Below are 9,370 nucleotides of genomic sequence, written 5' to 3' on the forward strand. Positions count from 1 at the left end.
ACGTAGTGGTCGCGCCGGCTCGGAATCAGGATGCGCACGTCCACGCCGCGAAACACCGCTAGCCGCAGCGCCGAAAACACCGCTTCGTCGGGCACCAGGTAAGGCGTGGTGATCCAGATCCGCTCGCGGGCCGCGTTGATCGCTTCGACGAAGAACAGCGAACAGGTTTCCTGCTTGTCGGCGGGGCCGGTGGGCATGACGATGCAATGCATGCCCTCGTCGCCCGGTTCGTTGTTTGGCTTGTAAGACGGCATATCGAGTGGCGGAAGGGTCTGGGTCGCCCAGTACCAGTCTTCCGTAAACACGAACTGGATGCTGGCGACCACCGGTCCGCGCACCTCGATATGCGTATCGCGCCACGGCGACAGCGGTGGCTTGGCGCCGAGATATTCCACGCCGACATTATGTCCGCCGACGAACGCCCGCTCGCCATCCACTGAGACGATCTTGCGGTGGTTGCGGAAGTTGAGCTGGAAGCGGTTGACGAAGCGCCGGTTGGTGGCGAACGGATGCACCTCTACGCCGCCGGCCCGCAGCCCGGCCACATAGCTGTGCGGCAGATCGAAGCTGCCGATGCTGTCGTAGAGAAAATAGATGCGCACGCCTTGTGCGGCTTTGGCGAGCAGCGCGTCCTTCAGCATCTCGCCGAGCGAATCGTCGCGCACAATGAAGAACTGCACGACGATGTAGCTGCGTGCCTGGTCGATGGCTTCGAGGATCGCAGCAAAGGTTGCTTCGCCGTTCACCAGCGTGCGCACGGAGTTGCCTGGCAGGAACGGCATGCCGCCCAGACGCGTCAGCGAGCTCACGAGCTGGGGGCCGAGTTCCTCGGTCGGCCGCCCAGCCGACGAGGCTTGCTCGTCCCACGCGTGGGGGTGGGCCTGAGTACGGAGCGACTCGTTTTCGATACGGCGCGCGTCGGCGTAACCGCGGAACTTGCTGCGTCCGAGGAAAAGATACGGCACCAGCGTCAGATACGGCATGGCTACCAGCGATACCGCCCATGCCACCGCGCCTTGGGAGGTGCGCGTGTTCAGAATGGCATGGCACGCCGCGATCACGCCCAGCAGATGGGCGAGGAGGACGAGCGGTGCGATATGAAGGAAGTCGAATTGCATAGGCGCGCGAAGAATTTTTGTGCGCTTCCCGACCGTTCGGCATGAGGGTAGGGAAGTCGATCGCGCTCATCTTACCGAACCCGTTCGCCTTGCGGTCGGGTTCGGTGGATTCTTTGCTGTTCGTTGCAGTGGCGAGGGCGAAGGTGCTCGCCGACGGTCGGCGACGGGTTGGACGCCTGGCCTGGGAACTCAGCCCGGCAGATCAGCCGCCTGGATCAGAAACACGTTGTCGTCCCCGGCGCTGGTCGACAGCCAAACGAGGTCGAGGCCACCGAACGCCGCTTCCACATTCGCGCGCTCGTTGCCAATCTCGATCACCAGCACGCCATCCTCGGTCAGCCAGTTGCGCGCCACGCCGATGATCCTGCGCACGATGTCCATGCCGTCCGCGCCGCCGGCCAGCGCCATCTCCGGTTCATGCCGGTACTCAGCCGGCAGCGTCGCCATGGATTGCGCGTTGACGTACGGCGGATTGGCGATGATCACATCGTAGCGGCGCTCCGGCAGCGGTTCGAACAGGTCGCCTTCGAACAGGGCAATGCGATCGTCGAGTTTGTATTCGTCGACGTTGCGCGTCGCCACTTCGAGCGCCGGCTTCGACAGGTCAACGGCATCGATATCGGCGTTCGGGAAGGCATGCGCCGCGAGAATTGCGAGGCATCCGGAGCCGGTGCACAGTTCGAGCACCGCGCCAACCTGCTCGGGATCTTCGACATACGGCTGCAAACCGTCCTGCAGCAGCTCGCCGATAAACGAGCGCGGCACGATCACGCGTTCGTCCACGTGAAAGCGGAAGCCGTGCATCCACGCTTCCTGCGTGATGTAGGCGGCCGGCACGCGTTCGGCGGCACGGCGCTCGATCACGCTCAGTACGGCGTCGATTTCCGCCGCGGTCAGCTTTGCGTCGAGAAACGGCTCGAGCAGATCGAGCGGCAGATGCAGCGAGTGCAGCACGAGGTAGGCGGCTTCGTCGTAAGCGTTGGCCGAAACGTGGCCGAACGACAGTTCGGCCTGGTTAAAGCGCGTCACTGCGAAACGCAGCAGATCGCGGACGGTGGAAAACGGGAGCGTCATCGCGGGGGTGTCCTTGGCGGGCCAGGGTTAAGCGGTTTAAGCGATCAGTTGTTCGAGTACGCGCCGGTACACGTTCTTGAGCGGCTCGATATGAGAGACGTCGATATGCTCGTCGATCTTGTGGATGGTGGCGTTCAGCGGGCCGAACTCGACCACCTGTTCGCAGATGCGGGCAATGAAACGGCCGTCCGAGGTGCCGCCGGTGGTCGACAGTTCGGCTGTGACGCCGGTTTCGTACTTGATCGCCTTCGCTAGTGCGTTCGACAGGTCGCCGCGCGGTGTCAGGAACGGCAGGCCGCTCACCGACCATTGCAGATCGTATTCGAGGCCGTGCTTGTCGAGGATCGCGTGCACGCGGCTCTGCAGGCCTTCAACCGTGCTCGCCGTCGAAAAGCGGAAGTTGAACATCACGTCTGCGTGGCCCGGGATCACGTTGCTCGCGCCGGTGCCGCTGTGGATGTTGGACACCTGCCACGTGGTGGGCGGAAAGTATTCGTTGCCATCGTCCCAGCGCTCGACCACCAGTTCCGCCAGCGCGGGCGCTAGCAGATGCACCGGGTTCTTCGCCAGATGCGGATAGGCGATGTGGCCTTGCACGCCCTTGACAGTGAGCTTGCCGGACATCGAGCCGCGCCGGCCGTTCTTCACCATGTCGCCGAACTGCGCGCTTGAAGTCGGTTCGCCCACGATGCAGTAGTCGAGCCGCTCGCCACGTTCCTTCAGCGCTTCGACGACCTTTACGGTGCCGTCGGTGGCGGGGCCTTCTTCGTCGCTCGTGATGAGGAATGCGATCGAGCCGCGATGCGCCGGATGCGCTGCCACGAACTCTTCGCTGGCGACCACGAAGCCGGCAATCGAAGTCTTCATGTCAGCCGCGCCGCGTCCGTACAACATGCCGTCGCGATGGGTCGGTTCGAACGGCGGCGAGCTCCACTGCTCGAGCGGGCCGGTCGGCACCACGTCGGTATGGCCGGCGAACACGAGCAGCTTGCCGCGCGTGCCGTCGACGCCGCGTTTGACGGCCCACAGGTTCGTCACGCCGTGCGATTCGATAGTCTCGCACTCGAAGCCGAGCGCCGTGAGGCGCTCGATCAGGATGCGCTGGCAATGCTGGTCGTCGGGCGTAACTGAAGCGCGCGCGATCAGTTGTTCGGTAAGGGCGAGGGTGCCGGACATGGATTCAGTACTAGCCACTTTGAAATGAAAAAATGCCGGCTGCGGGTGAATCGCCACAGCCGGCAACAGCTTCTTATGCACGTGCCGCCCGAGGCAACAGGCGCTCGTTCGACGCGTGGGTAAACAAGCTCAGGCAAACAGCTTCAGCCAAACAACGTCTCGTACTCTTCCGCAGAAAAACCGAGCGTCTTGACCCGCCCGTTGACCACGACCACCGGCCGCTTGATCACCGAAGGCTTGTGGATCATCAACGCAATCGCGCCGGGCTCCGTGTCTGCGGCAGCCTTCATGTCGTCCGGCAGACCGCGCCATGTCGTGCCGCGCCGGTTCAGCAAGGCGTCGAGCTTGACGTCTTTGAGCCAGTCCTGCACGAGCGGGGCGGTGACGCCGGCCTTCTTGAAATCGTGAAACTCGAACTCGACGCCGTGTTCTTCCAGCCACACACGGGCTTTCTTCACGGTGTCGCAGTTCGGGATGCCGTAGACCACAGTCTTGTTGGCGCGTGCCATCAGTCGCCTCGCAGCAGCTCGTTAAGACCGACCTTGGCGCGCGTTTTCGCGTCGACCTTCTTGACGATCACAGCGCAGTACAGGCTATGCGAGCCATCCTTCGACGGCAGGTTGCCCGCCACCACCACCGACCCCGCCGGGATGCGGCCATACGTGACCTCACCGGTTTCGCGGTCGTAAATCTTGGTGCTCTGGCCGAGGTACACGCCCATCGAGATCACCGAGTTCTCTTCGACGATCACGCCTTCCACGACTTCCGAGCGCGCGCCGATGAAGCAGTTGTCTTCGATGATGACCGGGTTGGCCTGCAGCGGCTCCAGCACACCGCCGATGCCCACGCCACCCGACAGGTGGACGTTCTTGCCGATCTGCGCGCACGAGCCGACGGTGGCCCACGTATCGACCATCGTGCCTTCGTCGACGTACGCGCCGATGTTGGTATACGACGGCATCAACACGACGTTCTTCGCAATGAACGAGCCGCGGCGCGCGATGGCGGGCGGCACCACACGGAAGCCGCCGGCGGCGAAGTCTTCAGCGGTGTAGTTCGCGAACTTCGACGGCACCTTGTCGTAGAACTGCGTGTAGCTGACACCCCCACCGCCAGCCGGCATCGGCGCGTTGTCTTCAAGGCGGAACGACAGCAGCACCGCTTTCTTCAGCCATTGATTGACGACCCATTCGCCATTTTTCTTCTCGGCGACGCGCAGCAAACCCTTGTCGAGTTGCTCGATGGCGTGTGCGACGGCGTCACGCACGTCGGCGGGGGCTGCCTTCGGCGACAGGTCTGCGCGGTTTTCCCAGGCGGTATCGATGATCTGCTGAAGTTGTTGCGACATATTCGTGGCTTATCGAGGATTAGAGAGTTGAAGTCTGAGGAAGAGGGGCTGCATGCCGGGCGCACTTAGCGCGCGAGCGCATGGCAAAAATCGACGATCCGCTGCGCGCCTTCGGTGCACTCGTCGACATCGGCGACCAGCGCGAGGCGCACGAAATTGCGGCCGGGGTTCGTGTCGTGCGCAGTGCGCGCGAGGTACGAGCCCGGCAGAACCGTCACATTATAGTCGGCGTAGAGACGCTGGGCGAACTCGGTATCCGTCAGGCCAGTGCGCGCCACTCTGCACCACAGGTAGAAGGCGGCATCGGGCAGACGCACGTCGAGCACGCCGGCGATCATCGGCGTGACGGTGGCAAATTTCTGCACGTATTTCGCGCGGTTCTCGCGCACATGCGTCTCATCGTTCCAGGCCGCGATGCTCGCAGTCTGATACACGGTCGACAAGGCGGCGCCGTGGTATGTCCGGTATAGCAGGAATTGCTTGAGGATCGCCGTGTCGCCCGCGACGAAGCCCGAGCGCATACCCGGCACGTTCGAGCGCTTCGACAGGCTCGAGAGCATCACGATGCGCTCGAAGCCACGGCCCAGCTTGTGCGCCGCTTCCAGCGCGCCGAGCGGCGGCCTGGCTTCGTCGAAATAGATTTCCGAGTAGCACTCGTCGGACGCAATCACGAAGCCATAACGGTCGGACAGCGCAAACAGTTCGCGCCAGTCCTCGAGCGTCAGCACGGCGCCGGTCGGGTTGCCCGGCGAGCAGACATAGAGCAGTTGCGTGCGCGCCCAGATGTCGGCCGGCACGGCCGAATAATCGCATGCGAAATTGCGGGCCGGATCGCTGTTGACAAAATACGGCTGCGCGCCGGCCAGCAGGGCCGCGCCTTCATAGATCTGGTAGAACGGGTTCGGGCAGAGTACGATCGCGGGCTCGCCCGCAGCGTTTCGCTTCGGGTCGATCACGGTCTGCGCGAGCGCAAACAGCGCCTCGCGGGAGCCGGCAACCGGCAGCACTTCAGTGGCCGGATTGACGGGCGGCAGGTTGTAGCGTTTCGTGATCCAGTTGGCAATCGACTCGCGCAACGCCTGTGAACCGAGCGTGGCCGGATACGCCGCCAGGCCGCCGAGCGAAGCGATCACCGCGTCGCGGATCAGCGCCGGGGTCGGGTGTTTCGGTTCGCCAATGCCGAAGCTGATGTGCGAGAGATTGGCCGGCGGCGTGACGTCCTTGAAAAGCAGGCGCAGCTTTTCGAACGGATAGGACTGGAGGGTGTCGAGTAGCGGATTCACTTGGCGGATCGAGCCTGATCGAAAACGGGCGGAGACAGGTGACGGGCACGTGCGGCGGCGGCAATCATCGTCGCATCGATCGGGACGGTGAAATGACGGCACAGGCGGCGGATCGGTGATTATAGCGTGGTGCGACAGGCCCGGTGCCTGGCAGGCCCGGGCTGAATCACCCGAGCGCCGCGAGTTGAAGGCTACAGGCCAAGCGGCCCATGTCAGGGGGCCCGCGCAAATAGAAACTGGGAGACAGAATGCTGGTGGCAGTTCAGGTGGCAAGTCAGTTAGCGGTTGAGGACAAGTCGGGTCTTGCAGGACGTCCGGCCGCCGTGCAGCGCTCGACCGGCCCGCTCCAGAACCGGAGCGGGAGCGCCGCACGATGAACAACTGGATTCGCACAAGTTGGCCGGCGCTTGCCATCATGCTGGGCGCCTCGGTGTGGGGCATGATCTGGTATCCGCTGCGTATGCTGGCCGCGCTAGGTGTAACGGGCACGGCAGCCAGCGCCCTGACGAGCGGCGCCGGTTGCCTGTTCGTGCTGCTGGTACGCCACCGCGCCATCCGTACCGTCCGCTGGCATTGGCTGCTACCCGCACTGGCGCTGGCCGCCGGCGTCACGAACCTGGGCTTCGTCTGGGGTTCGATCCATGGCCAGGTCATGCGCGTACTGCTGCTCTTCTACCTGACCCCGGCGTGGACCGCGCTGTTCGCTCACTTCATCCTGCGTGAACGCCTGACGTGGACCGGTGCCGCACTCGCGGCGCTGTCGCTGGCGGGCGCGATGACCATGCTGTGGTCGCCCCAGTTGGGTCTGCCGGTGCCGGCGAACCTGGCCGAATGGGGTGGCCTCGCCGGCGGCATGGGCTTTGCCATGAGCAATGTGTTGATCCTCAAGACGAGCCGTGTGCTGCCCGGGATGAAAGCGGAAATGCGCACCGCGACGATTTTCGGCGGTGCGGCCATCTTCAGCGCCTGCGCGTCGTTGTTCGAGGCGATGCCGGCGCCGCCCACCGGCGCGCACCTGGGCGTGGCGGCCATGCTGGTGATGGGCCTCGGTTTCCTGCTGGCGTCGAACAACATGCTGGTGCAATACGGCATGGCGCGCATTCCTGCGAACCGCGCGTCGATCATCATGCTGTTCGAAATCGTGGTGACGGCGATGTCCGCGTGGCTCTTTGCGGGCGAGACGCCCGGCCCGCGCGAATGGGCCGGCGGCGCGTGCATCGTGCTGGCATCGGCGTTGTCGAGTTGGGTGCATCGCACTAAGCTCGACCCGAAGCCCCAGGACGGCTCGCGCGCGATGGTATGATTGCCCCTGCTTGCCGTCACGCGCCTTGCCGGGCGTGCGCGGCGCCCGTATCGCGGGGTTCGTGTGGGTCGTTTCGCAGTGGCTGGGAACGGCACGCGCGGCCCTTGCGGTCCACCTTTATTTTCCCTTTTCAATCAGCGATATCGCCGTGCGTCTGACCTCGATCAAACTCGCTGGCTTCAAGTCATTCGTCGATCCCACGCATTTCCAGGTTCCGGGCCAGCTTGTCGGCGTGGTCGGTCCCAATGGTTGCGGCAAGTCCAACATCATCGACGCCGTGCGCTGGGTGCTCGGCGAATCGCGCGCTTCCGAGCTGCGCGGCGAGTCGATGCAGGACGTGATCTTCAATGGCTCTACCGCGCGCAAGCCGGGTAGCCGCGCCAGCGTCGAACTCGTGTTCGACAACGCCGACGGCCGTGCCGGCGGCCAGTGGGGGCAGTATGCCGAAATCGCCGTCAAGCGCGTGCTGACGCGCGACGGCACTTCGAGCTACTACATCAACAACCTGCCGGCGCGCCGCCGCGATATCCAGGACATCTTCCTCGGCACCGGTCTCGGGCCGCGGGCGTACGCCATCATCGGGCAGGGCATGATTGCGCGCCTGATCGAGGCGAAGCCTGAAGAGCTGCGCGTATTCCTCGAAGAAGCCGCGGGGGTGTCGAAGTACAAGGAACGCCGCCGCGAGACCGAGAGCCGCCTGCACGACACGCGTGAGAATCTGACGCGGGTGGAAGACATCGTCCGCGAACTCGGCGCGAACCTGGAAAAGCTCGAAGGCCAGGCGGTTGTCGCGACAAAGTTCAAGGAACTGCAGGCCGACGGCGAGACGAAGCAGCGCCTTTTGTGGCTGCTGCGTAAGAACGAAGCCGGCGGCGAGCAGGAACGCCAGCAACGCGCCATCGAACAGGCGCAGATCGACCTCGAAGCCCAAACCGCGAAGCTGCGTGAAGTCGAAGCGCAACTGGAAACGCTGCGCGTGGCGCACTATTCGGCGAGCGATGCGATGCAGGGCGCGCAAGGCGCGCTCTACGAGGCGAACGGCGAAGTGAGCCGGCTCGAGGCCGAGATCAAGTTCATCGTCGAATCGCGCAATCGCGTCCAGGCGCAGATCGCCGCGCTGAACGCGCAGCGCGAGCAGTGGCAGTCGCAGGCCCAGAAGGCCCAGGACGACCTCGAAGACGCTGCAGAACAACTGGCAGTGGCGGAAGAAAAGGCCGCGCTCGCCGAAGACGAAGCGGCTGCGAAGCACGACGCGATGCCCGCGCTCGAAGCCCGCTGGCGCGATGCGCAAACACACCTGAACGAAGAGCGCGGCGGCATTGCACAGACCGAGCAGGCGCTCAAGCTGGAAGCCGCGCACCAGCGCAATGCCGACCAGCAACTGCAGCAGTTGCAGCAGCGTCACGAGCGGTTGAAGTCGGAAGCGGGCGGTCTCGACGCACCGGACGAAACCCAGCTCGAAGAGCTGCGCATGCAGTTGGCCGAGCACGAAGAAATTCTGCATGACGCTCAGGCGCGCCTCGCCGACGCCCAGGAAACGCTGCCGCGCCTCGACGGCGAACGGCGTAGCGCCCAGGAGCGCGTGCAGTCGGAAACCGCCCAGATTCATCAGCTCGACGCGCGCCTCGCTGCGCTCAAGCAGTTGCAGGAAAACGTCCAGACCGAAGGCAAGATCCAGCCGTGGCTCGAGAAGCATGAATTGAACGGCCTGCCGCGGCTGTGGAAGAAGCTGCACGTCGAAGCAGGCTGGGAAACCGCGCTGGAATCGGTGTTGCGCGAGCGCCTCGCTGCGCTGGAAGTGTCGAATCTCGATTGGGTCAAGGCCTTCGCGACCGATGCGCCGCCCGCCAAGCTCGCCTTTTATGCACCGCCGGCAGCCGGAGCGCCCGCCGCGACGCCGCCCGCTTTGCGGCCGCTGCTGTCGCTGGTGCGCATTGACGACGCTGGCCTGCGTGCGGTGCTGAACGACTGGCTGGGTCTCGCTTTTGTCGCCGACGATCTTGCCCAGGCGCTCTCGCTGCGTTCGCAACTGCCGGAGGGCGGCTCATTTGTCGTCAAGGCAGGTCAT

Annotated in this window: 8 protein-coding genes; 2 read left to right on the top strand and 6 right to left on the bottom strand. The window is 64.3% G+C overall.

All coding sequences use genetic code 11. The features are described from left to right. The 6 genes from M0954_RS08275 to dapC all read right to left on the bottom strand — a co-directional run. Positions 1-1,118: phospholipase D-like domain-containing protein (locus tag M0954_RS08275; RefSeq protein WP_297352597.1), on the bottom strand; the 1,118-nt coding region annotated here is incomplete at its 3' end. A 189-nt stretch (positions 1,119-1,307) separates the two neighbouring features. Further along, positions 1,308-2,192, bottom strand: coding sequence for a 50S ribosomal protein L3 N(5)-glutamine methyltransferase (gene prmB / locus M0954_RS08280; RefSeq protein ID WP_297352599.1), 885 nt, complete (start codon positions 2,190-2,192; stop codon positions 1,308-1,310). 36 nt (positions 2,193-2,228) lie between these two features. Continuing rightward, the gene (gene dapE, locus M0954_RS08285; protein WP_297352601.1) at positions 2,229-3,368 is read right to left on the bottom strand and encodes a succinyl-diaminopimelate desuccinylase; all 1,140 of its coding nucleotides are present in this window, start codon (positions 3,366-3,368) and stop codon (positions 2,229-2,231) included. A gap of 143 nt (positions 3,369-3,511) precedes the next feature. Continuing rightward, the gene (locus tag M0954_RS08290) at positions 3,512-3,877 is read right to left on the bottom strand and encodes an ArsC family reductase (RefSeq protein WP_297352603.1); all 366 of its coding nucleotides are present in this window, start codon (positions 3,875-3,877) and stop codon (positions 3,512-3,514) included. Next, positions 3,877-4,716 (bottom strand): 2,3,4,5-tetrahydropyridine-2,6-dicarboxylate N-succinyltransferase, encoded by an 840-nt coding sequence (dapD, locus tag M0954_RS08295; protein ID WP_297352605.1) that lies wholly within the window; start codon positions 4,714-4,716, stop codon positions 3,877-3,879. The genes M0954_RS08290 and dapD overlap by 1 nt, the downstream gene beginning before the upstream one ends. 65 nt (positions 4,717-4,781) lie before the next feature. Further along, positions 4,782-5,999, bottom strand: coding sequence for a succinyldiaminopimelate transaminase (dapC, locus tag M0954_RS08300; protein WP_297352607.1), 1,218 nt, complete (start codon positions 5,997-5,999; stop codon positions 4,782-4,784). Positions 6,000-6,372: 373 nt separating this feature from the next. On the opposite strand from dapC, the gene M0954_RS08305 reads away from it, so the two are divergent. Both M0954_RS08305 and smc read left to right on the top strand, forming a co-directional pair. Continuing rightward, a complete protein-coding gene (locus M0954_RS08305; protein ID WP_297352609.1) occupies positions 6,373-7,302 on the top strand; it encodes a DMT family transporter in 930 nt (309 codons plus the stop codon). Positions 7,303-7,450: 148 nt separating this feature from the next. Beyond that, positions 7,451-9,370, top strand: a 1,920-nt coding sequence (gene smc / locus M0954_RS08310; protein WP_297352611.1) for a chromosome segregation protein SMC, incomplete at its 3' end; no start/stop codon positions are given.

It is taken from the genome of Paraburkholderia sp. (genome assembly GCF_026225065.1).
In the GTDB taxonomy this organism is placed as follows: Bacteria; Pseudomonadota; Gammaproteobacteria; order Burkholderiales; family Burkholderiaceae; genus Paraburkholderia.

Excerpts from the sequence above, each read along its gene's own strand:
- dapE (WP_297352601.1), bottom strand. The coding sequence starts at position 3,368 with ATGTCCGGCACCCTCGCCCTTACCGAACAACTGATCGCGCGCGCTTCA.
- M0954_RS08290 (WP_297352603.1), bottom strand. The coding sequence starts at position 3,877 with ATGGCACGCGCCAACAAGACTGTGGTCTACGGCATCCCGAACTGCGAC.
- M0954_RS08305 (WP_297352609.1), top strand. The coding sequence starts at position 6,373 with ATGAACAACTGGATTCGCACAAGTTGGCCGGCGCTTGCCATCATGCTG.
- prmB (WP_297352599.1), bottom strand. The coding sequence starts at position 2,192 with ATGACGCTCCCGTTTTCCACCGTCCGCGATCTGCTGCGTTTCGCAGTG.
- dapD (WP_297352605.1), bottom strand. The coding sequence starts at position 4,716 with ATGTCGCAACAACTTCAGCAGATCATCGATACCGCCTGGGAAAACCGC.